This is a genomic window from Streptomyces albospinus, assembly GCF_014648695.1.
GTDB classification, from domain to species: Bacteria; Actinomycetota; Actinomycetes; order Streptomycetales; family Streptomycetaceae; genus Streptomyces; species Streptomyces albospinus.
Genome location: NZ_BMRP01000007.1, coordinates 100,131 through 121,905, shown reverse-complemented (window position 1 = coordinate 121,905; position 21,775 = coordinate 100,131). Strand labels below are relative to the sequence as shown.

Below are 21,775 nucleotides of genomic sequence, written 5' to 3'. Positions count from 1 at the left end.
ACTGGGGCGCCCTCATGACCAGAAAGATGACAGCTGAGTCAGAGAGTTGTCAACGGCTCCGCCGCGGCAGAGTCAGTCGATAGACCAGGTCAACGGGGGCCAGAACCCCGCCTACCAGCGGAAACGCCACCCTTTACATGACTGACAGAGTCATGAAATTTGACTGATGGGGCGTCCGGCGAGGGCGGTGCGCCGGCTGCCGCCACCGCCGCGCCCCGTGTCCGCTCCCGTGCGCCCGCCCTCGGGTAGGGCCCGGCGTACATAGAAAGTGACAGGAGGCGCCGGGGAAAGTGCCTACCTGCGGATGATCCGCATCACCGGGCCGGACGGGACGCTGGAGCGGTCAACCAGCTCCGGCACCATCAACGAGGGACGAGGGAACTCATGAAGGGTATTGCCGTAGGCATTTTTCTGGCGATCGTCGGCGTCATCCTGTGGCTGACCACAAAGGAAGTCGAGACGCCGATCATCTCACTTCACAAGGCCGGACTCGTCCTGGCCATCGTCGGCGGCGCGGAGGCGCTGTTCGCGCTACTGGGGCTGGGAAAGAAGTCGAATAAATAGCGTCGAAATGGCGGCATTTGCGGCACGGCCGGCGCTTTTGGCAGTTTCTGCTCCGGCCTCCGCCCGGGTGGACTGCGGTTCTCCGCGGCGTGCGTCAGTTCCGCTTTTCGAGGAGATCGGCGAGCCGTTCCCGGGCCCGGTCGGCGTGCCGGAACGCCTGGGCGCGCCGGAACAGCTCGGCGGAATACCGGAAGTAACCGGCCGCCCTTTCCCGGTCCCCCAGCCGCTCGTGTGCCGCCGCGATCTCCAGGAGCGCGGCGGCTTTCTCGTGGCTGCGTCCGGTATCGGGCAGCGCGGCCAGCTCGTCGCCCAGCGCCCGGACCCGCGCCCGGTCGCCGGCGGCCTCCGCGCAGACCGCCTCCGCGGTCGTCAGCCAGAGCGGGAAGTCCGGTTCCTGCGCCACGGAGGCGACGACCAGCCCGCGCTCCACGATGCTGCGCGCCGCCGTCCGCTCGCCGCGGCCGAGCAGCAGCAGCGCGTAGTGGCCGTTGATCTTCTCCCAGAGCCGGAAGCCGGCGGCCGGGGTGACCCGCCGCGCGGTGTCGGCCAGCAGTTCCGCCGCCCGGTCCGCCTCGCCGCGGTCCCACAGGTCCAGCGCCCGGTGCAGATCGATGCCGGCCCGCGGCCCGGGCAGCACCCCGTCCGCGGGCGGCCGGCCGCGGTCGGCGTCCGGGGCCCAGTGGGCGCAGCCGCTCCAGTAGGCGCAGCGGGTCAGGACGTCGAGGACCAGCAGCGAGTGGAAGCCGGTGCCGGGGGCCCGGTCGGATTCCAGCGAGGCGGCCAGGGCATAGCGCAGCCCGTCCTGGACCCGGCCGGCCGACTCCAGCAGGTCGGCGAGCGCGATCAGCGCGCGCAGCCGGGCCTCGGCGTACGGCGCCGCGGCGAGCGCGTCCTGCATCCGCAGCAGGACGGCCGCGCCTTCGTCGGCGCGGCCCAGTGAGCCCAGTATTTCGGCAATGGCGAGCTGCGCCTCGGTATATACGTCGTCCTGCCGGCCGGCCGATTCGGTCTCGGCCAGCGTGCGGAATTCCCGCAGCGCGCCCTCGGCGTCGCCGCCCTCCCATTGGCGGCGGGCCGCGACCAATCGGCCGACCAGGTCCAGCCGGCGGACCCGGCCGCCGGATTCGGCCGGCTCGGCGCCGCCGGATATTTCCGTCACGCCGACCCCGAGGCGTTCGGCCAGGATCTTGAGGGCCCGGCCGCTGGGAATGCGCTTCCCGCGTTCGACGAGGGAGATGTAGCTGGAGGACATGTCGGACCCGGCGAGATCATGCTGGGTCATTCCCGCGCCGACCCGGAGCTCTTTGATTCGCCTCCCGGTGTCCGCCAGCTCAGGCATTCGACAAATCCTCCGGATTCGAACGGTTTGATGACTGTGGTCGGCTAGCCAAATCCCGAGTCACAATGAGCGCGGGCTACTTTACCAAGTAGTCAAGAAGAAGTCGACACGCTTTTTACTTTCTTCACCCGCCTTCACACAGGGCTTCACCAAGCCATGACGAGATCATTTCGCAGGACCCGGATCAGGGCCCGGATCAGGACCCGAAAGGTCTGGATCAGGAGCCGGATCAATGGAGTCCGGATCAATACGGGGAGCCCCGGGGAGAGGCGGGGCAGACGCGGCGCAGCGCCCGCGCGTCCGCCGGAACCGGCCGGCGGGTAGGCCGAACCGGGTGCCCGCCACCGCCGTCTGCACCTTTCGATGTAGTACCGGACGCCGATGTCCGCACCCCCTGTGACGTGGTCGGATGAGACCGCGCGGGAGCCTCGCGGCTCCCGCACCACTACCGCCCGACCAGCGGAGGCACCTCCCATGACGCAGCCCCAACGCCCCGATCTGCACAAGGATCCGGCGCCCGTTCCGCCCGCGCCCCGGCAGTCCTCGGTACTCGCCTCGGACGCCGAGCGCGAGGACATGATCGAGCGGCTGCGGGAAGCCACCGCGGAAGGCCGGCTGACGCTGGAGGAACTGGCCGAGCGCTATGAGGCGGCCTATCTGGCCCGTACGCGCGAGGAGTTGGCGTCGGTCGGCGAGGATCTGCCCGCCACCGCACCGCAGCCCTCCCCGGATTCCGCCGGACAGCGGGTGTTCAAGGCGGTGTTCGGCGACCTGACGCTGAGCAGCCCCGCCCTGGAGCACGGCATCGAGGCCACCGCCGTCTTCGGCGATCTGACCCTCGACCTGTGCTCCTCCCCGGCCCCGACGACCGGCGAACTGACCATCTCGGCCCGCGCGGTGCTCGGCGATGTCCACCTGCTCCTCCCCGAGGGCGTCCGGGTCGAGCTGAATTGCAGCAAGCTCTTCGGCGATCTGCGCGATCTGACCCGGGCGCACTCCGGCCCGGAGTCCGTCACCCCGCTGGTGCGCATCACCGGCTCCGCGGTCTTCGGCGACATCGTCGTCGCCCACCCCAGCAGCGACCGGCGCACGTACTGGCAGAAGTGGCTCGACGAGCGCCGGCGCGGGGCCTGAGCCGCCGGCCGCCGGATCCGAGGGAGGAGCAGCGATGACGTCGTACGAGGCCCTGCCGCAGGCCGCGCCGGCCGCCCCGCGGCGTGCCGAGGGCCGCATCCCGGTGCGGTCCCATCTGCGGCACATCGGCGCGCTGGTCCGCCGCAGCCTCCTCCAGATCCGGCAGCACCCGGAGTCGATGACCGACGCGCTGCTGATGCCGGTCGTGCTGACGCTGCTGTTCGTCTTCGTCTTCGGCGGGGTGCTCGGCGCCGGCGGCGACCGCACGCAGTACCTGGCGTTCCTGGTGCCGGGCCTGATGGTGATCCTCGGGATGACCATCGCGATGGCGGTCGGCACGGGCGTCAACGACGACTTCCGCACCGGCCTGATGGACCGCTTCCGCACCCTGCCCATCGCCCGCTCCTCGGTGCTGGTCGCCAAGGTCGTGGTGGAGACCGGACGGATGCTGGTCGCCATCGCGGTCCTGCTGGCCGTCGCCGCGCTGCTCGGCTTCGACTTCACCGGCCGCTGGCCCGGCCTGCTGGCCGCGATCGGACTGACCGCCCTGTTCGGCACGTCCCTGGTGTGGGTCTTCATGCTCCTGGGGCTGACGCTGCGCAGCGCCCAGGCCGTCCAGGGGCTGTCGGTGGTGGTCCTGACGCCGCTCCAGTTCGGCTCCTCGATCTTCGTGTCGCCGACGACGATGCCGGCGTGGCTCGAAGGCTTCACCCGCCTCAACCCCCTGACCCACATGGCCGACGCGGCCCGTGGACTCGCCCTGGGCGAGGGCCCGGTGGCCGGCCCGGTGACCTGGACGGTGCTGTGGTCGGTGGGCCTCACGGCGGTCACCGCCCCGATCGCCCTGGCCAAGTTCGCCAGGAAGACCTGACCCGGACCCGTACGGAGCGGCGGCACCCACCCCCGGCACGCCGCGGCGTGGCCCCCTCCGTACGAAGAAGACGTGCCCCGCCCCCGCCCGGCTTCCCCCGTGGCCGGCAGGGGCGGGGCACGCACAAGGCCCGGCGGTGTACGACGTGGACGACGTACACCGCCGGGCCACAGCGCGGCGGGCGGCGGCGGGCGCGCGCTATCGGCGGCGCCGGCCGCCGCGCTCATCCGCCGCCCGGGTCCTCCTCCGCGCCCTCCCGCTCCGGGAAGTCGCCCGCCGAACCGGCCATCCCCGGCGGGGTGTCGGCCAGCGAGACCGCCACCTCCACCACCGAGGCGGTGCCGCCGGCGACCTCCTGCCAGGCGGCTGCCAGCGCCGCGTCCAGCGCACCGGCGTCGGTCGCCCGCCGGTAGCCCAGCCCGTAGGCCGCCGCCAGGCCCTCGGTGCCCGTGGGGCGCGCCACGGTGAACGCGAACCGCGAGCCCTCGCCGGAGACCCGGTCCAGGTTGGACTGGAGCCAGCCGTAGCCCCCGTTGTCGAGCACGACGTACAGCACGGCGGCCCGCGCGTCGGCGACGGACGGCAGTTCGGCCCGGAAGAGGTGGAACGCGCCGTCGCCGACCAGCGCCACCACGGGGCGCCCGGCGGGCCCGGCCAGCCGGACGCCGACCGCGGCGGCGGCGCCGAAGCCCAGCGGCGTCTGCTCGCTGGGCACCACCGACCCGCCGCCCGCACCGAGCGTCCCGTGCGGGAAGTAGTAGGACCACATGTCCTGGAGGCCGTTCTCCTGGACGAGCACCCGGTCCGCGGGGACCGCGCGGTCCAGGGAGGACAGCACCCGCGCCACCGGAACGGTGCCCTCGGGCGCCGCCTTCTCCGCCTCCGCGGTGCGGTCCGCGGCCCGCCGGGCCAGTCCGGCCCGTACCGCCCGGACCCGGTCCGGCCACCCGGTGCCCGTCTCGTGACCGGCGAGCAGCTCCGTCCAGCCGTCGACGATCCGCCCGGCGTCCCCGAGGACATACGCCCCCGGCCGCTCCATGGACAGCCCGTCCTCGCCCAACACGGCCTGGATGACGGGGAGTTCGCCCGCCTCCGCGTCCGGCCAGCCGAACGTCGCGGTCTCCTCCAGCCGGCTGCCCAGCGCGATGACCAGATCCGCCTCGCGCCACAGCGCGTCCGCGGGAGCGACCGTGTACAGGCCGCTGACGCCGCAGTACAGCGGGTGGTCCTCGGCGACCGTGCCACGGCCCGAGGCGGTGCAGAAGACGCCCGCGCCCAGCCGCTCGGCCAGCCGCTCGATCCGCCGGCCGGTGTTGCGGTGCCGGGCGCCGCCGCCGACCAGCAGCAGCGGGCGCCGGGCCGCGGCGATCCGGCGCGCGGTGGCGGCCAGCGCGTCCGGGTCGGGCGCCAACCGCTGCGGCGCGGCGTTGCGCCAGGGTCCGGTACGGGTCACCGGCCGGTCCGCCAGCTGTTCGGCGAGCTCGATGTAGACCGGGCCCGGGGTGCCGTTGACGGCGAGCGCGGCGGCCTTCTCCAGGGTGGCGGGCAGCCGCTCGGGCGTGTCGACGCGGGCCGCCCACTTGACGTACGGGCGGACCGCGGTGAGCTGGTCCAGCTCCTGGAACGCGCCGGTGCCGAGCCGGTCGAGCCGGGTGCCGTCGGCGATCAGGAGGAGCGGGGCGGCGGCCGAACGCGCCTCCAGGACACCGGTGAGCGCATTGGTCAGCGCCGGGCCCTTGCCGATCACGCACACGCCGGGGCGACCGGCGGCGAGCGCATAACCGGTCGCCATGAAGACGGCGTTGCGCTGGTCCCGGCAGAGGACGACGGGGGTGTCGGCGCGCTCCAGTTCGGCGAGCGGCGCCATGTCGTCCCCGGGCAGCCCGAACACCGCGCCGGTGCCCAAGTGGTGCAGATGGTCGGCGACGGCCGCCCAGGCGCTGGGGTAGGTCTGCGGGGTCACCGGGCGGCTCCCGGGCGGTGTGCGGCGACGGCCTGCGAGATCAGCACCGGCTCGGCGCGCACTTCGTGGCCGTCGGAGATGTAGTTGGCCATCCGGCCGTAGCCGCCGAAGGGCGCGTTGCCGTTGTCGATGGACAGCAGCGTGGTGTCGACGGTGACGGTGGTCCGCCGGCGCAGCGCCGCGACCAGTTCGGGGGCGTCGCCGTAGACGCTGGAGCCCAGGGCGCGCTCGGTGAACATGCCGGTGGTCAGGGTCGCGGCCAGGGCGTCCTGGTCGCGGTAGCCGGCGACGTTGAAGATCGGCGCGAAGAACTCCGGTACGTGCGTGCGCGGGCTCACCTCCTCGCCGACGACGACCGTGGGGTCGAGCCTCCGGGTACGGAAGTCGACGTGCCCGCCGTGCACGATGCCGGCCCGGTTGCGGGCGAGGAACTGGGCGGCCTCCTCCAGCGCGTCCTCGTAGAAGATCGGCCCGAAGTCGGCGTCCGGGTCGGAGTACGGGCCGTAGCGCAGGCCCTTCAGCTCGCCGACCAGCGCGTCGACGAACGGACCGAGCAGCGACTCGTGGACCGTGAACAGGTCCGGGCCCAGGCAGTCCTGACCGGTGTTCAGCACCCGGATGGCGATCGCGTCCCGGGCGGCCTGCGCGACATCGGCCCCGGGGGCGACGACGAACGGGTTGACGCCCGACCCGAGGAAGAGGAAGAGCTGCCCCGGGGAGAGCTGGCCGCGGATCTGCTCGGCGTTGCGGTAGGCGCCGGTGAACACCACGACGTCGGCGGGCAGCACCTCCTCGCGGAGGAACTCCCGCTGGCTGGCGCCGCTGAGGGCGATCGGCAGCCGGTGCCGCTCGGCGAGCAGCGCGTGCAGCCGGCGCATCTGGTCCTTGACCCGGCTGGAGGGGCGGAAGACCAGCTCGTCGGCGTAGAGCGCGGGGACGAGGAGGTAGAGGGCGTAGGAGTAGAGGATGACGTTCGACGGCATGAACGCGGCGAGCCGCGGCACCCGGCCGGGCCGGTGGGCGGCCACCTCGTCCAGGGCTCCGTCGAGGGTGGCGATGGTCGACTCGATCTCGTAGCGCGCGGCGCGGTGGGTGGAGATCTCGCACAGCAGCTCGTGCACGGCGCCGCCGTCCGCCACCAGGAAGTCCCGGACCCGGCGTAACGCCGCCGCCCGCCGGCGCTCGCTGCCGCCTTCGGCGCCGCCCTCCCCACGGCCTTCGGTGCGGTCGGCCTCCTCCGGCTCGGCGGCCACGGTCGGCCATGCGGGAGCGGAGCTCATGTGTCCCTCCTCGGGGCGTAGTCCATGGAGGGTCAGCGTCAGCCAATTGTCATTTATTGTCAAGCAGAGTCATTGCATGCAACCAGAGAACATGACAAGAGGTAGTGCAGCAGAACCCCCAGGACATGCGCGCCTTCCCGGCACCCGCGCGTCGACCAGGGCGACCTTCCCCCTAACATCTCCATGACAAAAAATGACTCAACGGTGGCCACGGATGCCGCGGCCGGGCACCCATCCGGCCCGCGCCCGGCCGTCCACAGGCCGCACCGCGCCACGGCCCGGTGAGTAGACTCACCGTCACCACACCGCGCAACGCCGTCCACCGACCGTCACTGTCCGTCCCCCCAACTCAACTGCGAGCGATTTTCTTGACGATTGAGCAGCCTGCTTTCGGGAAGCGAGTGCGGGAGGTCCGGCGCGCTCAGGGTCTGTCCCAGGGGGACCTCGCCGGCGGCGACCTCTCCCCCAGCTATGTCTCACTGGTCGAGAACGGCCGCAGAATCCCCGGCGCCAAGATCGCCCGGTCCATCGCGGAACGGCTCGGCACCACCGTCGAGGCGCTGAGCGCCACCGAGCAGCCGGCCGACCGGCTCGCCCAACGCCTGGGCCTGGTCGGCCAGTTGGTCGCCGCCCGGGCCAGCCAGCTGGCCGGCGACTGGTCCGCGGCGCTGCGCCAGCTGGAGTCCGTGGTCGAGCAGGCCGACGGCGCCGACCAGGACGAGGTCCGCTGGGAGGCCCGCTGGGAGCTGGCCACGGTCCTCGGCCGGCTCGACGACCCCGCCCGCCATGAGGCGGCGCTGCGCCGGCTGCTCGACGACCCGCTCACCCGCTCCGCGCCCGTCCTGCACGCCCGGGTCGCCATCGAGCTGGCCCAGCTGCTGCGCGCCGCCGGCCGGCTCTCCGACGGCGTCCGCTTCGCCGAGGAGGCCGTACGGGTCACCGGCGAGCTGGAGCCGGGCCGCCCGGAGCGGGCCCAGGCGCAGGTCGCGCTGCTCTCCGCCTCCGTGGACAGCGGTGAGTGGAGCCGCGCCGAGGAGCTCGGGGCGCCGCTGCGGGCGGAGGTCGCGCCGCTGCCCGCGGGCGAACTGCGGGCGAGCGCCCTGTGGGCGGCGGCCGGTGCGCAGTATCTGGGCGGCCACCCCGACCGGGCGCTGGCCCTCCTCGCCGAGGCGGACGAGCTGATCGCCGAGACCGACGGCGTACGGCTCCGGCTGCGGCTGGGCCGCTCCCGTACGCTGCTGGCGCTCACCGCGGGCCCCGAGGACGCCGCGGACGCCCTCGTGGAGCGCGCCCGGCAGGCCGCGGCGCTGGTCGCCACGCCCGGCGCGCGGAGCTGGCTCGCCGTCCTGGAGACCGCCGCCGCGCTGCGCCACGGCGACCCCGCGGCGGCTGCCGGGCACGCCGCCGCGATCGACCTGGAAGCCGGCGAGCTGTCCCCGCTGGACCGCGCGCGGTGCACGCTCTACCGGGCCCGCGCGCACCGCGCCGCCGGCGACGCGGCAGCCGCCGAGGACGGTTTCAAGGCCGCCGCGGCCGGCTACGAGAGGGCCGGCGCGTTCCGGCTGGCGCTGGAGACCTGGCGCGAACTGAGCGCCGGCGAACGCGGCGGCGAGGGGCCGGACCCGCATGCGGTGATCATGCCGTAGGGCCGCCGCGTCGCCGCCCCCGCGGCTCAACTGCCGGGAACGGGCCGCGAGTCCAGGGCGGACGGCCCCCAGAGCCGCACGCCGGGCACCGGGGCGGCGGTGGCCGCGCAGGCCACCCGGCCCGGCCCGGCCGGCAGCTCCCGTACGTAGGCGAGCCCGCCGTGCGCGGTGCCTCCGTGAGCGCCACCGCCGTACGCGGACCCCCCGGACCGCGTCACGGAGACCGGCAGGGCAACGGTCCCGTCCGCCTCCCGCGCCCCGCCCAGCGCGTCGATCTCGTCCGCGGTGGCCAGCCCGCCCCGGCCGGTGAGCCGGAGGGCGGCTTCTTTACGGGTCCACAGCCGGGCCAGCCGCCGCGCCCGCCGTTCGGCCGGGGCCCGGCGGACGAATTCGCGCTCCAACGCGGTGAAGGGCAGCAGCAGTTCACTGACCGGGCCGCGGGGCACGGTGTGGACGCTGAGGGCCACCGGGACATCACGGGCCAGGGCCAGCAGCCGGCGACCGGCATCGTCGCCGAGGGCGAGGCAGAGGCGGGCTCCGGGGGGCCAGCCGGTGTACCCGGGCGGTTCGGCGGAGACCGGGCGCCCGAAGTCGTCGCGGGTCAGGGAAATATCGTCCGCGGAGCATTGCAGCAATCGCGCCAGGAAATCCAGTAAAACGGCCGGCCGGTGCATATCCGCGGCATCCGGCGCGAATACGTGCAAGTAGCCGTCGGCTAATTCATCCTGCCGATCCGATGCCCAACCACCCTCCCACCAGGGGGAGTCGGCGGGTCCGTTCGCTCGGTCGAGCGTATGCGCGCCACAGAAGGGCTCATCCCCCCGCATAAATCCCCTCGCACCTTGTCTCCTTTCTCCGGCCGTTCACGTCCGGGAAAGCAGTGCACTGAGTCGATATCAATTACTCTCTGGCGATCTTCAAGGTAACCCTGGTCTATGCCTGAGTCAACAAGTGCCGACTTAAATCAACTCCGGTTTACTGACTGCGATTACCAGATTTCGCCAACTTGAACCCGGGCGACGGAACGGCGTGTCACGCCTTGACGACCGGCCGCGCGCCACCCGGCCGTTGGGCGCAATTCACTGACTGTTATTCAAATCCCTTGCGGAAGGGGCGTTCCGGCGGGCCGGCGCGGCCCGGCCGGAACGCCGCGGACAGCGGGCGGGGTTCAGGAGGCCAGCCGCTTCTCCACCCGGATCACCATGTCCGAAACGGTATGCATGTCCTTCATCTCCTCTTCGGGGAGTTCGATGCCGAAGCGCTCCTCGGCGACGACGATGACCTCGGCCATCGCCAGGGAGTCGACATCGAGCTCCTCGACCAGGGACTTCTCCTCGGTCACCTCGGCCGGCACGACGCCGGCCACCTCGTTCAGGATCTCGGCGAGCTGAGCAACGATCTCTTCGCGTGTCATGGCGGTTCACCTCTCTTGGGTGGAAGGGGACTTGACGGGGTGGGGCATCGGCCTGGGGGTGCGTACGGAGGGCGGTCGCCACCCGCGCCCGGAGTGGGCGTGCGGGTGCGGTCGCCGCGCGGTGACGAGGCCCGCGCGCGTCAGTCATTCTTTTGACTCTGCTTGACTATTGTAGTCAACTGGAGGTCGGATATGTTGTCAATGATTGGCTTGACGACCTGTCAGGCCGCTGTCATGGCGCTGGATTCGGGCGCGTTCTCAGTTGTGTCCGGTGACTCCGGGGTCGGGAAAGAGTCAGGATGAGTCAGACGGAGGAGCGATGAGTGGTCTGCTCGACGGAAAGCGGCTGCTGATCACCGGAGTGATCACAGAGAGCTCGATCGCCTACGCCGTGGCGCGGCTCGCGCAGCAGGAAGGCGCCCGCATCGTGCTGACCGCCTACGGCCGGCCGTCCCTCGTCGCCCGGCTCGCCCGCCGGCTGCCGGACGAACCCCCCGTCGTGGAACTGGACGTCACCGACGAGGCGCAGCTCGGCACCCTCGCCGAACGGGTCGGCGCCCACCTCGACGGGCTCGACGGCGTCCTGCACTCGGTGGCCAACGCGCCCGCCGGCTGCCTGGACGGCGGCTTCCTCACCGCCCCCTGGCGCGATGTCGCCCAGGCCCTGCACACCTCCACGTACTCCCTGGTGGCGCTGACCATGGCCTGCCGCCCGCTGCTGCGGCCCGGCTCCTCCGTCGTCGGCGTGGACTTCGACGCCTCCCGCGCCTGGCCCGGCTACGACTGGATGGGCGTCGCCAAGGCCGGGCTGGAGGCGTGCTCGCGCTACCTGGCGCGCGACCTCGGCGGCCAGGGCATCAGAGCCAACCTCGTCGCCGCCGGACCGCTGCGCACCCTGGCCGCGAGCGGTATCGGCGGCGACGGCCCGTCCTTCGAGAAGGGCTGGGCCGGCCGCGCCCCGCTGGGCTGGGACCCGCAGAACGCCGAGCCGGTCGCCCGGACCTGCCTGGCACTGCTGTCGGACTGGCTGCCCGCCACCACCGGCGAGATCGTGCACGCGGACGGCGGCCACCACATGATCGGCGACTGACCGCCGATGGACGGGAGACCGGCGGGCGGGGCCGTGACCCGTACGTACGTCATCGAGCGGGCCCGGATCGCCGCCTACGCCGCGGCGCTCGGCGGTACCGCGCACCCCGCGCACACCGACCCGGCCGCCGCCCGCGCCCTCGGCCACCCGGACGTCATCGCGCCGCCCGGCTACCTCGCCACCCTCACCGCCGAGGCGGAGGACCGGCTGCTGCGCGACCGGGCCGGATGCACCGCCGACGGCGCCGTGCACCGCGCCCAGAGCCTGCGCCACGCCCGCCCCGTCCACGCCGGCGACACCCTCCACGCCACAGTCCGCGTCACCGCCGCCAGCACCCTCGCCGGGCGCCGACTCCTCACGCTGGAGAGCGAGTTCCGGGCCCCCGACGGCACCTGGGTGGCCACCACCACGTCCTCGCTGCTGTGCCCCGCCGCCGTGCCGCGGGGACCGGAACGGCGCCCCCTCGACCCCACGGGATCGGAACACTCATGACCGACACCATCGCCACCACGCTCGCCCCGCCGGTCAGTGCGGCCCGCCTCGTCGACGGCACCGCCCGCATTGAAGGCCCCACCCTCGACCGCCGGGTCCACGCCGCCGCGCACGCCTTACGGGAACTCGGCATCCGGTCCGGCGACCGGGTCCTGGTCCAGGGCGACAACAGCGTCGACTACGTCGTGACGCTGCTCGCCCTGATGCACCTCGACACCTCCCTCGTCCCGCTCGACCACCGCCTCTCCGCGGCCGACGCGGGCGCCGCCGCCCGGCAGGCGCACGCCCACTGGCTGGTCACCGCCGGCACCACCACGGCTCTCCCCGGCCTCCCCGCCCACCGCGTCGTCCACTACCCCCGGCTCGCCGCGGACGCCCCGCAGCTGCCGCCCGCCGCCGTCGACCTGACCCGCTGGTTCGACCGCCCCGACGCGCTGGTCCTGTGGTCCTCGGGCACCACCGGGCGGCCCAAGGGCGTGGTGAAGCCCGGCCGCGCCGTGCTCGACAACTCGCAGCGCACCATCCAGGCCATGGGCTACCGCGCGGATGACGTGCTCGCCCCGCTGCTGCCGTTCTCCCACCAGTACGGGCTCTCCGTCATCCTGCTGTGGTGGCTGGCCCGTTGCACCCTGCTGGTCACCCCCTACCAGCGGATCGACGCGGCCGTGCAGCAGGCCGCGGCGCACGGCGCCACCGCCGTCGACGCCGCCCCGTCCACCTATCACTCGCTTCTCGGCGTACTGCGCCGCCGCCCCGAGGTCCGCGCCGGCCTCGCGGGCGTCCGCATCTGGGGCGTCGGCGGCGCGCCGCTGCCCGCCCCGCTGGCCGAGTCCTTCCGCACGGCGATGGGCCGCCCGCTGCTGGACGGCTACGGCCTGACGGAACTCGGCAATGTCGCGCTGGCCACCCCCGACGCACCGCTCGGCTGCGGGCGTCCGCTGCCCGGCGTGCGGCTGCGCGTGATGCGCCCCGACGGCACCGCTGCCGCGCCCGGCGAACTCGGCGGCATCGAGGTGCGCTCCCCGGGGCTGATGGCGGGCTACCTCCAGGAGGACGGCTCGCTGACACCGGTCGACCCGGACGCCTGGTATCCGACGGCCGACCTCGGCAGCGTCGACGCGGACGGCATCGTACGGGTCGTGGGCCGCAATCAGGCCGTGCACCGGCTGGGCTTCACGCTCTACCCCGAGAGCCTGGAGCGCCGCGCCGAGGCCTGCGGGCGGCCGGTCAAGGTGCTGGCCGTCCCGGACCAACGCCGGGGCAGTGCGCTGCACTTCGTCGTCGCGGACCCCGATGGCGAGGCCCCGCTCACGTGGCGCCGGCGGCTCGCCCCGCATCTCGCGGAGTACGAACAGCCCAACGCCGTCCATGTCGTGGGCCACTTCCCGCTCACCGCGAACGGAAAGACCGACACCCGTGCGCTGCGTGCGCTCCTGGGTCTGGCGCCGGGGCCGGGCCCCGGTGCGGGGGGCTGAACGGACCCCGGCCGCCGGCCGTTTCACGTGAAACGGCGGATGGCTGCGGTGTCCTGCCCTCGCGCCCGCGACGTCCTGTGCAACGTCACATCAAAGTCTGTGGGTCCTGCTGTGGGTCCTGCTGTGGCTGCTTCTGCGGCTGCTTCTCCGTGTTCTGCCGCACGTCTTGCGCTACGTCGTACCGTGCGTGCTGCTGTGGGTGCTGCCGTGCGTCCTACGAAGGTGTGCTGCGTCCGTCCGGGGCTGCCCGTGAACGTCAACCGTGGTGCTGCGATGCGGAGTTGGTACGCGGCGTTCGGCCGCTACGACCAGCGGTCCCGACCTGCGCGCAACGCGTCCGCCCGGCTCAGACGGCACGGGCGTTGTGCGAACGGTCGCGGGCCGCCGGGATGAGCGGGGTGACCGGGGCGCTGCCGCCGTGGAGTGCGGCATCGGCGGGAGCGCTGTACAGCGGAGCGCTGCCGGCGAAGACGCGGGTGCGCGCGGTACGCGAGGTGGGCGAGGATCCGTGCGCCTCGGCGCCGATGCGCTGCTTGATGGTGGGCGGGAGCGACGGCAGCGGGTGCATCAGCCGGACGGAGCCGGACTGGCCGTACCGCGGTGCGGTGCGCGCGGCCGGCACGAGGGGCCGGACCGGCTCCGCGGCAGGGGTCACCGCGGGATCGTGATCCGGCTCGTTGCCGGTCACCGCCTTGGGGGTCGCCGGGCCCGGGTCCGTGCTGCCCAGGGTGCGCTCGTAGATCGCGGCGTCGCGGCGGGCCGCCGATGCCGCGGCGGAGACACCCAGTGACGCCAGCAGCTTGCCGAGGACGGCCAGGCACGCCGCCCAGAACTTCATGACCTTGGTCGCAGCCATGATCCCTCTCTTTCGGTCGGGACCCCACTGGGGGATCCACGCGTTCCTTCTGTTGCGTTTTCTTATGATGAGTACGCAATGGGAGGATTCACGGACCGACGCCCCCGGATCGGCGTTCTTCTGATGAACACCACCCGTCCGCAGTAGCCGGACCCGCGAAACCCCTGGCCCGGGGGGTGCGGGCAGGGGCGGAGCGGCCGGCTGCGGGGGCCGGGGGCGGGCGCGGCTGAGCGTCAGCGGATGCGCACGGTGGATCCCCGGGGTAGGCCTCTTGCAGACCGCGCGGCGCCGGACAGGTACCGGTGTCAGGCCGGTGCCGGCTCGCCGGATCGGGACATTTCCGCCATGATGCGGACCGCCGTGGGCTCCGGGGTCGTGGGCGGGATGATCAGCAGGTCCCAGCGGCCGACGCCGGTGGAGACCAGGCAGACGGTGTCCGGGCCGGAGCGGTTGATGGTCCGGCGGAGGCGGACGACATGGCCGGCGACGAGGATGCTGCCGGGCAGCGCGGGCCAGCCGGCGCCGTTCACCGTGGCATGGGTGATCCGCGGCCAGTCGAAGGGCAACGCGGCCAGCAGCTCGGGGAGTTCGGTGACCAGGTCGGCCGAGTGCGGCCACCAGACCCCGTCGATCCGCCGGGTCACCGCGCTGTGCGGTGCGATGGCCAGCCGGGCGACGGGCAGCGGCGCGTGGTGCCGGGGAGGATCGGGATGCGGGGCACGGCCCCCGGGGGCGGTGGTCATACGGGGCTCCTGACGCGACGGGCCGCGACCCGCGCCGGGTCCGGCCAGCGCACGTCCCATACCCAGCCGAGGCGTTCGAAGAGCCGGATGACCGCGGCGGACACATCGATCTGGCCGCGGTCGACACCGTGCCGGGCGCAGGTCGGGTCGGCGTGGTGGAGGTTGTGCCAGCTCTCGCCGAACGAGAGCAGGGCCAGCGGCCACAGGTTGGTCGCCCGGTCGTGGCGCCGGGTGCGGAACGGCCGGTCGCCGACCACATGGCAGAGCGAGTTGACGCTCCAGGTGACGTGGTGGAGCAGCGCGATCCGGATGAAGCCGGCCCACAGCAGGGCGGTCAGGGCGGTGACCCAGGTGCCCCCGAGGGCCCAGCCCAGGGCGAACGGCAGCGCCAGCGTGAGCAGGCACAGCGCGGGGAACGCCCGGTCCACCGCGCGGATGGCGGGGTCGGCGAGCAGGTCGGGCGCGTAGTGGTCGTGCGGGGTGGGGTCGTTGCCGAAGAGCCAGCCGATGTGCGAGTGCACCAGTCCCCGGAGCTGGCCGCGCAGGCTGGTGCCGTAGCGGTAGGGGGAGTGCGGGTCGCCGGGGCGGTCGGTGAAGGCGTGGTGGCGGCGGTGGGTGGCCACCCAGTCGATGACGTCGCCCTGGAAGCTCAGCGATCCGGCGACGGCGAGCACGACGCGCAGCGCGGGCGCCGCGGTGTAGCTGCCGTGGGTGAGGCCGCGGTGGAAGCCGATGGTGACGCCGAGGCCGGTCACGACGTAGAAGACGAGGGCCAGCAGCAGATCGGCGAGGTGGACGACGCTGCCCCACAGCAGCGGGATGGCGACGGCCAGGCCGACGAACGGGGCGACGACGATGATGCCGGTGACCGCGACATACATCCTCCGGCCGCCGCTCGGCCGCGGGTCGGGGCCGGTATCGGGGAACGGTGACGTCCCGTCGTACTCCTTCGCCGACGGAACGTGGCCGGCGGTCGGGGTCACCGCTCGTGACCCGTGTCCCGGGAGGATGGCGGCGGGCCCGCCGGATGCGGTCCGGGGTGGGCGCCGTGCGGGTGCTTGTGGAGCCGCTGCTGGAACGACTCCCACATGTGCGCATAGCGGTGCGGGTTGGGGCGTCCGGCCTGCTGGGCATTGACCCGGGCGAGGAACAGCACGCCCACCGCGACCAGGGCCAGCAGCACGATCAAGCTCAAGAAGGTCTGCATGGTGCTCACCCGAATACTTCCGGATATCCCAGATGATCTCGGAATTTCCTCGGCATTCTTCGCATTTCGACGACGCCTCCCACGGTACCCCGCGGTGGTGCCGCATAGCGCACCAAAGCGGGGCAGGGCGACGAGGGGCGGCGTCCGCGCACCTTCCACAGGGCGGTAGATTTTACTTCTGCATGACCAATGGCATACCGGAAGCATGCCTGACGCTCGCCTCACGCAGGGCTTCCGGATGCCGTCCGCCCGACCAGTCGAGGAGATCCAGATGGCGCTGTGGGACCGGATCAAGGATTCCGCGCAGACGATGCAGACCCAGCTCGTCGCCAGGAAGAACGACCTCAAGAGCGGCGCCTTCCGCGACGCGAGCATGGCGATATGCGCCCTGGTGGCCGCCGCGGACGGCACCGTCGACGCCGCGGAGCGGCGGCGGGTGGCACAGCTGATCGCCACCAACGAGGTGCTCCGGAACTTCCCGGCGGACGATCTCCAGCGGCGCTTCGACGGCTACCTGGACAAGCTCGCCGCCGACTTCGACTTCGGCAGGGTCGCGGTGCTCCAGGAGGTCGGCAAGGCGAAGAAGAAGCCGGTGGAGGCGCGGGCGGTCATCCAGATCGGCATCGTCATCGGCGGCGCCGACGGCGACTTCGACGCGACCGAGCGGGCACTGGTGCGCGAGGTGTGCTTCGCGCTGGGGATCGCCCCGGCCGAGTTCGACCTCTGACCGCATACGAAGGGAGCGGGCGCCCCACCGGGCTCCCGCTCCCCTGCCGCGCGGCCGGACCCGCTCAGACGTTGACGCCGAAGTCCGCCGCGATGCCCGCGAGCCCGGAGGCGTAACCCTGGCCCACGGCGCGGAACTTCCACTCCCCGCCGTGCCGGTAGAGCTCGCCGAAGACCATCGCGGTCTCCGTGGAGGCGTCCTCGGTCAGGTCGTAGCGGGCCAGCTCCGCCCCGCCCGCCTGGTTGACGACGCGGATGTACGCGTTGCGAACCTGGCCGAAACTCTGCCCCCGGCTCTGCGCGTCGTGGATGGACACCGGGAAGACGATCTTCGTGATCTCGGCCGGGACGCCGGTGAGGCTGACGTTGATGGTCTCGTCGTCGCCCTCCCCCTCGCCGGTCAGGTTGTCGCCGGTGTGCTGCACCGCACCGTCCGGGCTGTTGAGGTTGTTGTAGAAGACGAAGTGCAGGTCCGAGGCGACCTTGCCGCCGTCGGTGCACAGCAGCGCGCTGGCGTCCAGGTCGTAGTCCGCACCCGTGGTCGTCCGCACGTCCCAGCCGAGGCCGACCGAGACCGCGGTCAGACCGGGCGCCTCCTTCGACAGCGAGACATTGCCGCCCTTGGCCAGCGAGACTCCCATGGCTTCCCTCCAGGTGGTGCCGGTTTGCGTGATGGTGTGCCGGTATCGTCCGGTGTTGCCCGTTTTCCGGCGGTGATCCAGAAAAACTACAGGAGTGTAGAAGCCGGCGTCGGGGATCTGCGCCGCGCGGCGCAACCGCCGCGATCCGCGCGCGGCCCTGCACCACCGGACCGGCACCGGCCCTGGCCGGGCGGGCTCCGCGCCGTAAAATGCCGGGGTGTCCCGGACGGCCGGGACGCCCGGTGCGACGGGAGGCGACGAGATGGGCGGCACCCCTTTCGGGAAGGCCCTCGGCCAGAGCCCCGGGCGGGACCGGATCCGGCGCGGGCAGGGGCAGTTGGAGGCCCAGGTCCTGGCCGCGCTGCACCGCGCACCGGGCCCGGTCGCCGCCGCCTGGGTCCAGGACCGGCTCGGCGACGGGCTCGCGTACACCACCGTGATGACGATCCTGTCCCGGCTGCACACCAAGGGAGCGGTCACCCGCGAGCGGGCCGGCCGGGCGTACGTCTGGACGCCGGCCGCCGACGAGGCCGGGCTCGCCGCGCTGCGGATGCGCCGCGTGCTGGACGGCGAACCGGACCGGGACGCCGTACTGACCAGCTTCGTCTCCGCGCTGTCCGCACATGACGAACAACTGCTGCGCAGCCTCCTGGACCGCGTCGAGGACGGTGCGGACGGCGAGGACGCCGAAGATGCAGCCCCCGGCCCCGGAGCGGGTCCCGATCACCCCTCGGACGAAGCGCGCGGGGGCTGACCGGTGGGCGTCTTCGTGTTCCTGCCGCTGGTCCTGCCGCTTTGCACGCTGCCGATCGCCCGGCTCGCGGAGCAGCATCTCCACCCCCGGGTCACCACCCGCCTGCTGACCCTGCTCGCCGCGGTCCTCGGTCTGTGCAGCACGCTCTGCCTGGGGCTGCTGGTGGTCGTCGGCACCGCCCAACTGCCCGGCAATCCCCTGCCGGACAGCTGGTCGGACCCGGAGGTCCGGTCCGCGGTGCCCCATGCGGAGATCGCCGGCACCGCGGCGATCCTCGCGCTGGCCGCCGCGCTCACCGCGGTCGGCAGCACGCTGCGCCGCGACCGCCGCATCCGGGCACGGACCCACGGCGCGCTGGACGTGCTGCCGGCCGGCGCCGATCCCGCGGTGCTGCCGGACGACGATCCGTACGCCTATGCCGTGCCCGGCACCCCCGCGCGGCCGGGGCGGCCCGCCCGGCCCGGCCGGATCGCGGTCTCCCGGGGCATGCTGCGCAGTCTGGACGGCGACGAGCGGCGCGCCCTCTTCGCCCATGAGCGCGCGCATCTGCACTGCCGCCACCACCGCTATCTGCTCGCCGTACGGCTGGCCGGCTGCGTCAATCCGCTGCTGCTGCCGCTGCGTTCGGCGGTCGCCTTCAGCACCGAGCGCTGGGCGGACGAGGAGGCGGCGCGGGCGGTCGGCGACCGGCGGCTGACCGCGCGGGCCGTGGGCAAGGCGGCGCTGATCGCGCGGCCCGCGCCGTATCCGGGGCTGGCGCAGTTCGCAGCGCCCGAGCCGGGGCCGGTGCCGCGGCGGGTGGCGGCGCTGCTCGGACCGGTGCCGTCGGCGCGCAGTTGGCCGCCGGCGCTGACCCCGGCGGGGCTGGCCGCGCTGGTCGCGGCGGCGGGCACGGCGGCCTCCGCGCTGTCCTCGCTGAACGCAGCGGTAGCCCTGTTCCTCGTTCTGAAGGCGGCAACGCCCTTGTGAGGGCACACTGATGCCTGGCTCTCCAGCGCGCCACGCGGCGGACACCGATCTGTGATCCGTAGCACACCAGCCAACTTCTACAGCGTTGTAGAAGTTGCCGGTAGGGTTGCGCCTGACATGCGCAACGGGCGCGGCCGGAGGGGGAGATGGCGACGAGGTGCGGACCCCTGACCTGGGACAGCCCGCCTCCAGAAGCGGAGGTGCGATGGGTCTATCAGCCAGTCGAGGTCCAATATCCGGACGGCGCCTGGGAGTTGGGCCGGATCAGCGCCTGGTGGACGGACGCCGCGGGCGACGAGTGGTGCCTGCTGCGCACCGTGCCCGCCGGCACCAGCCCGCGGTGGCTCCGCTACGACCCGGAGTCCGTACGGCTCCTGCCCACCACGGGAATCTGAGCCGCCCGCACGGGCACCCGCCCCGCCCCGGATCGCCGCTGCTGCCGTCCCCGGCCACGGAAACCACGCCCTGTCCCGTACCCGCGCCGGTGCTGGGATACACGCGCGTTTCCAGATACGCGGCCATCCCCGGACGCCCGCGCGACTCCGTTTCCGCGCACCCCCTCGTACGGCAAGACCAGCTCCAGAAGGACCAGAAGGGCCATCGGCGTGCATGACAGGCAGACGCACAGGCAGACGGCCCGTCGGGGCGGCGGCGACGGGAGCGGGCGGGGCTCGGGGCGGCGCGCGGCGGCGGACGACGACGCGTTCGCCGCGGACGGCGTCACCCGCGCCGAGCGCCGCAAGGCCGGGAAGACCCGGATGACCCGGCGCGGCCGGATCCTGGCCTGGACGGGCGGGGTGGTCGGCGTCGTCCTGCTCGGCACGGCCGGGGTGGGCGCGTGGGTGTACCAGCACCTGGACGGCAACATCACCGGCGCGGACGTCGGCTCCACGCTGGGCGGCGACCGGCCGGTCAACCTCAGCCCCGGCTCCAAGAACATCCTGGTCGTCGGCTCCGACAGCCGGGCGGGCACCGGCGGCAAGTACGGCAGCGGCCTGACGACGATGCAGTCGGACACCCTGATGGTGCTGCACATCGCGGCGAACCATAAGTGGGCCACCGCGGTGTCCTTCCCGCGGGACTCCTGGGTGCGGATCCCGGAGTGCGACAAGGGCGGCGGCGGGCAGTCGTCACCGCACCACTTCAAGATCAACGAGGCGTTCTCGATCGGCGGGCTCAGCGGCGACGTCGGCAAGGCCGCGGCGTGCAGCATCAAGACGATCGAGAAGAACACCGGGCTGCGGATCGACCACTTCGTCTCCGTCAACTTCGAGGGCTTCAAGGGCATGGTCAACGCGCTGGGCGGCATCGAGGTCTGCCCCAAGCACGCCATCCACGACAAGAAGGCCCAACTGGACATGGAGGCCGGCTGCCAGACCGTCAAGGACGAGAAGGCGCTCGGCTACGTCCGCACCCGCTACAGCGTCGGCGACGGCTCCGACCTCGGCCGGATCGGCCGCCAGCAGGAGTTCATGAAGGCGCTCGCGGCCAAGGCCCAGTCCAAGCTCACCAGCCCGACCGATCTCTACGGCTTCCTGGACTCGGCGACCAAGTCCCTCACCACGGACAAGGATCTGGCCGGCATCCCGCCCCTGTCCGACCTCGCCTCCACGGTCAAGGACATCCCCTCCGACCGCCTCACCTTCCTCACCGTGCCCACCTATCCGCGCGAGGCGGACGTCCCCAGCGACAAGGCCAACGTGATCTGGCAGTACCCGGAGGCCGGTGAGCTGTTCAGCGACCTGGCCCACGACCACGAGGTCGGCGCCGCCGGGAAGGCCAAGTTCGCCGAGGCCGCCAAGAACCCGGTGACCGCGCACTCCGTCCGGATCCGGGTCCTCAACGGCACCGGCACGCCCGGCCGGGCCGCCACCGCCGCCGAGGAGCTCCGCAAGCTCGGCTTCACCGTCGTCTCCACCGGCAACGCCCCGACCACGGACAAGACCAGCATCAGCTACCCGGCTTCCCTGAAGACCCAGGGCGAGGTGCTCGCCGCCCGGCTGCCGGGCACCAAGGCCGCGGAGTCGGCGCAGGCGTCACCGGGCACGGTGACGCTGACCATCGGGCCGGACTTCACCACGGCCAACAGCTGACGCCTGCCGCGCAGTTGCGCTCCGGCTCGCCCGATCCGGAGCGCACCGCGGCGGGCGCCCGCCGTCCGTCAGGCGTGCAGCCGCTCGACGGGGCGAGCGGTGTGCACCTCGATGTCGTGCGCGGCGCGGTTGAGCAGCTGGTGGCTGAGGTCCGACAGCGCCCGCGCGACCGACAGCTCGTCCCCGATGGCGGGGACATTCTCGTCCGCCGGATTGCACCTGGCGGTTCCCTCACCGACGATCTGCCCGCCGTCCTCGCCGCGCAGCCGGGCCTCGGCCCTGACCTCGCTGCCGGATTCGACGATGCTGATCTCGGCTTTCCATGTCTTCGTACGCGTACCCGTACCCGTCACCGGAAGCCTCCCTCCGCCCCCTGGGAACAGTCCCCACACACAGCGTCGCACCGGCGCCCACGGGCCGCATCTGGAGGCTGCCCGCAGGGCAATTGGGGGGATAGCCCCATGGCCGGGCGGGCAGCCTCCTCCGTAATGTCGTGCGGGACGGGCCGGGATCCGGTG

The 21,775-nt window shown here is 72.9% G+C and carries 23 protein-coding genes; 12 read left to right on the top strand and 11 right to left on the bottom strand.

All coding sequences use genetic code 11. The features are described 5' to 3' along the window. Positions 1-384: 384 nt before the first annotated feature. On the top strand, positions 385-564 hold the full coding sequence (locus tag IEZ17_RS12415) for a DUF5708 family protein (protein WP_189299448.1): 180 nt from the start codon (positions 385-387) through the stop codon (positions 562-564). Between the two features lie 94 nt (positions 565-658). On the opposite strand, the gene IEZ17_RS12410 is transcribed toward IEZ17_RS12415, so the two are convergent. Further along, positions 659-1,903 carry a helix-turn-helix domain-containing protein gene (locus IEZ17_RS12410; RefSeq protein ID WP_189299446.1) on the bottom strand — a complete coding sequence of 415 codons (1,245 nt, stop codon included), beginning with the start codon at positions 1,901-1,903 and terminating at the stop codon, positions 659-661. 474 nt (positions 1,904-2,377) lie between these two features. Here IEZ17_RS12410 and IEZ17_RS12405 point away from each other — a divergent pair, with 474 nt between their 5' ends. Both IEZ17_RS12405 and IEZ17_RS12400 read left to right on the top strand, forming a co-directional pair. After that, the gene (locus IEZ17_RS12405) at positions 2,378-3,037 is read left to right on the top strand and encodes a DUF1707 SHOCT-like domain-containing protein (protein WP_189299444.1); all 660 of its coding nucleotides are present in this window, start codon (positions 2,378-2,380) and stop codon (positions 3,035-3,037) included. Between the two features lie 34 nt (positions 3,038-3,071). After that, positions 3,072-3,908, top strand: a complete 837-nt coding sequence (locus tag IEZ17_RS12400) for an ABC transporter permease (protein WP_189299442.1) — start codon at positions 3,072-3,074, stop codon at positions 3,906-3,908. A gap of 223 nt (positions 3,909-4,131) precedes the next feature. Here IEZ17_RS12400 and IEZ17_RS12395 read toward each other — a convergent pair whose 3' ends face one another. Both IEZ17_RS12395 and IEZ17_RS12390 read right to left on the bottom strand, forming a co-directional pair. After that, complete coding sequence (locus tag IEZ17_RS12395) at positions 4,132-5,871, bottom strand: thiamine pyrophosphate-binding protein (RefSeq protein WP_229852186.1); 1,740 nt, start codon at positions 5,869-5,871, stop codon at positions 4,132-4,134. Continuing rightward, complete coding sequence (locus IEZ17_RS12390; protein ID WP_189299440.1) at positions 5,868-7,151, bottom strand: aldehyde dehydrogenase family protein; 1,284 nt, start codon at positions 7,149-7,151, stop codon at positions 5,868-5,870. Before IEZ17_RS12390 ends, IEZ17_RS12395 begins: the two co-directional genes overlap by 4 nt. 368 nt (positions 7,152-7,519) lie before the next feature. Between IEZ17_RS12390 and IEZ17_RS12385 the strand changes: the two genes are divergently transcribed. Beyond that, on the top strand, positions 7,520-8,797 hold the full coding sequence (locus IEZ17_RS12385; protein ID WP_189299439.1) for a helix-turn-helix transcriptional regulator: 1,278 nt from the start codon (positions 7,520-7,522) through the stop codon (positions 8,795-8,797). Positions 8,798-8,823: 26 nt separating this feature from the next. Here the strand turns inward: IEZ17_RS12385 and IEZ17_RS12380 are convergent, their stop codons facing one another. Next, positions 8,824-9,432: a 4'-phosphopantetheinyl transferase family protein gene (locus IEZ17_RS12380; protein ID WP_189299438.1), complete on the bottom strand. Its 609-nt coding sequence runs from the start codon at positions 9,430-9,432 to the stop codon at positions 8,824-8,826. Positions 9,433-9,965: 533 nt separating this feature from the next. Continuing rightward, the gene (locus IEZ17_RS12375; RefSeq protein WP_189299437.1) at positions 9,966-10,211 is read right to left on the bottom strand and encodes an acyl carrier protein; all 246 of its coding nucleotides are present in this window, start codon (positions 10,209-10,211) and stop codon (positions 9,966-9,968) included. A 319-nt stretch (positions 10,212-10,530) separates the two neighbouring features. Between IEZ17_RS12375 and fabI the strand changes: the two genes are divergently transcribed. The 3 genes from fabI to IEZ17_RS12360 are packed head-to-tail and all read left to right on the top strand — an operon-like array spanning position 10,531 to position 13,268. Then, the gene (gene fabI / locus IEZ17_RS12370; protein WP_189299436.1) at positions 10,531-11,301 is read left to right on the top strand and encodes an enoyl-ACP reductase FabI; all 771 of its coding nucleotides are present in this window, start codon (positions 10,531-10,533) and stop codon (positions 11,299-11,301) included. A gap of 33 nt (positions 11,302-11,334) precedes the next feature. Beyond that, complete coding sequence (locus IEZ17_RS12365; RefSeq protein WP_229852184.1) at positions 11,335-11,793, top strand: MaoC family dehydratase; 459 nt, start codon at positions 11,335-11,337, stop codon at positions 11,791-11,793. Next, positions 11,790-13,268 (top strand): class I adenylate-forming enzyme family protein, encoded by a 1,479-nt coding sequence (locus IEZ17_RS12360; protein WP_229852183.1) that lies wholly within the window; start codon positions 11,790-11,792, stop codon positions 13,266-13,268. The genes IEZ17_RS12365 and IEZ17_RS12360 overlap by 4 nt, the downstream gene beginning before the upstream one ends. Before the next feature lie 346 nt (positions 13,269-13,614). Here IEZ17_RS12360 and IEZ17_RS12355 read toward each other — a convergent pair whose 3' ends face one another. From IEZ17_RS12355 to IEZ17_RS12340, 4 genes are all read right to left on the bottom strand, one after another. After that, entirely contained in the window at positions 13,615-14,124 is a 510-nt protein-coding gene (locus tag IEZ17_RS12355; RefSeq protein ID WP_189299434.1) for a DUF6344 domain-containing protein, read from the bottom strand. Between the two features lie 305 nt (positions 14,125-14,429). Continuing rightward, the gene (locus IEZ17_RS12350; RefSeq protein ID WP_189299433.1) at positions 14,430-14,867 is read right to left on the bottom strand and encodes a DUF5994 family protein; all 438 of its coding nucleotides are present in this window, start codon (positions 14,865-14,867) and stop codon (positions 14,430-14,432) included. Then, positions 14,864-15,850: an acyl-CoA desaturase gene (locus IEZ17_RS12345; RefSeq protein WP_189299432.1), complete on the bottom strand. Its 987-nt coding sequence runs from the start codon at positions 15,848-15,850 to the stop codon at positions 14,864-14,866. The genes IEZ17_RS12350 and IEZ17_RS12345 overlap by 4 nt, the downstream gene beginning before the upstream one ends. Next, a complete protein-coding gene (locus IEZ17_RS12340) occupies positions 15,847-16,074 on the bottom strand; it encodes a hypothetical protein (RefSeq protein ID WP_229852182.1) in 228 nt (75 codons plus the stop codon). The genes IEZ17_RS12345 and IEZ17_RS12340 overlap by 4 nt, the downstream gene beginning before the upstream one ends. A gap of 271 nt (positions 16,075-16,345) precedes the next feature. Here IEZ17_RS12340 and IEZ17_RS12335 point away from each other — a divergent pair, with 271 nt between their 5' ends. Continuing rightward, positions 16,346-16,801: a tellurite resistance TerB family protein gene (locus tag IEZ17_RS12335; protein WP_189299663.1), complete on the top strand. Its 456-nt coding sequence runs from the start codon at positions 16,346-16,348 to the stop codon at positions 16,799-16,801. A gap of 64 nt (positions 16,802-16,865) precedes the next feature. Here the strand turns inward: IEZ17_RS12335 and IEZ17_RS12330 are convergent, their stop codons facing one another. Then, a complete protein-coding gene (locus tag IEZ17_RS12330) occupies positions 16,866-17,441 on the bottom strand; it encodes a TerD family protein (RefSeq protein WP_189299430.1) in 576 nt (191 codons plus the stop codon). A gap of 262 nt (positions 17,442-17,703) precedes the next feature. Here IEZ17_RS12330 and IEZ17_RS12325 point away from each other — a divergent pair, with 262 nt between their 5' ends. The 4 genes from IEZ17_RS12325 to IEZ17_RS12310 all read left to right on the top strand — a co-directional run bounded on the left by IEZ17_RS12325 (position 17,704) and on the right by IEZ17_RS12310 (position 21,257). Continuing rightward, positions 17,704-18,195 carry a BlaI/MecI/CopY family transcriptional regulator gene (locus tag IEZ17_RS12325; protein WP_189299661.1) on the top strand — a complete coding sequence of 164 codons (492 nt, stop codon included), beginning with the start codon at positions 17,704-17,706 and terminating at the stop codon, positions 18,193-18,195. 3 nt (positions 18,196-18,198) lie between these two features. Beyond that, the gene (locus IEZ17_RS12320; RefSeq protein WP_189299429.1) at positions 18,199-19,164 is read left to right on the top strand and encodes a M56 family metallopeptidase; all 966 of its coding nucleotides are present in this window, start codon (positions 18,199-18,201) and stop codon (positions 19,162-19,164) included. 200 nt (positions 19,165-19,364) lie between these two features. Next, positions 19,365-19,559, top strand: a complete 195-nt coding sequence (locus tag IEZ17_RS12315) for a hypothetical protein (protein ID WP_189299427.1) — start codon at positions 19,365-19,367, stop codon at positions 19,557-19,559. A 363-nt stretch (positions 19,560-19,922) separates the two neighbouring features. Further along, positions 19,923-21,257, top strand: coding sequence for an LCP family protein (locus IEZ17_RS12310; RefSeq protein WP_189299659.1), 1,335 nt, complete (start codon positions 19,923-19,925; stop codon positions 21,255-21,257). A 68-nt stretch (positions 21,258-21,325) separates the two neighbouring features. Here the strand turns inward: IEZ17_RS12310 and IEZ17_RS12305 are convergent, their stop codons facing one another. Continuing rightward, the gene (locus tag IEZ17_RS12305; protein WP_189299426.1) at positions 21,326-21,610 is read right to left on the bottom strand and encodes a DUF1876 domain-containing protein; all 285 of its coding nucleotides are present in this window, start codon (positions 21,608-21,610) and stop codon (positions 21,326-21,328) included. Positions 21,611-21,775 lie beyond the last annotated feature (165 nt).